The sequence below is a fragment of the Mucilaginibacter sp. P4_G9 genome (genome assembly GCF_056400985.1).
In genome coordinates this window covers 1-928 of record NZ_JBFUKF010000843.1, presented here as the reverse complement: position 1 = coordinate 928, position 928 = coordinate 1, and the positions used below count along the sequence as shown (strand labels likewise).

Annotated in this window: 2 protein-coding genes; one reads left to right on the top strand and one right to left on the bottom strand. The window is 38.1% G+C overall.

What is annotated here, in order from left to right:
- The coding region (locus AC1DPZ_RS28060; RefSeq protein WP_477409726.1) for a glycosyltransferase family 2 protein at positions 1–432 on the bottom strand (432 nt) is incomplete at its 3' end.
- A gap of 184 nt (positions 433–616) precedes the next feature.
- Between AC1DPZ_RS28060 and AC1DPZ_RS28055 the strand changes: the two genes are divergently transcribed.
- Positions 617–928: transglycosylase domain-containing protein (locus tag AC1DPZ_RS28055; RefSeq protein WP_477409724.1), on the top strand; the 312-nt coding region annotated here is incomplete at its 3' end.

Genomic DNA, 928 nt, shown 5'->3' with positions numbered 1-928 from the left:
GTTACCAATAGTATGCCAAAAGAACAATATCCTATGCGGATTGCTCCCCATAAACCTCGACCCATAAACTACATCGGCAAAACCGTTAACTACGGGTTTAAGCAGGTCATTGTATTCAGCGGGATCATACTCTAAATCAGCGTCCTGAATGATAAGATAATCACCTGTGGCTTTGGATATGCCGGTGTGCAGGGCAGCTCCTTTACCCTTGTTAACTTCGTGTTTAAAATATTGAATATTAAGACCGGGGTTGGCTTGCTGGTAAGCATTAATGGCCAACTCGGTATTATCCTTTGAGCAATCGTTTATAATGATCACCTCTTTTTGGATATCGTTGGTAAGATTAACCGATTTAATTTTATCCAAAATCAAGTGGATGGTGTTACCTTCGTTATAAGCCGGAATTATAATTGATAGTTTTTGTATGCCCATTTATTGTTTTTTATCAAGCTATCCGGTTACGGATATGATATCAGTATAAAGCTTTAGATATATCTTTATCGAAAATATTTTGATGCAAGCTGTATTAAAACGAATTAAAACTTACTTACAAAAGCCAAAAATAATATTTCTGCTTGTATTGTTGTCTGTTTTAACCTTATTGTTCGGGTTTTGTTTGCCCAAGCCATTATTTAAAAGCCCTACATCCTATGTAATCGATGATGATCAGGGTGAGTTATTGGGAGCATCCATCGCATCAGATGGTCAGTGGCGATTTCCTTATAATGATAGTGTGCCCGAAAAATTCAAACTGTGTATTATTGCTTTTGAAGATAAACGATTTGAACATCACCCCGGTTTTGACGCCCTTGCATTTGGTCGTGCCCTTAAACACAACATATTATCCAAAAAGGTTACCAGTGGCGGCAGTACGCTAACCATGCAGGTAATACGCCTTGCAACCAAACATAAACGCAGTATCTGGAAC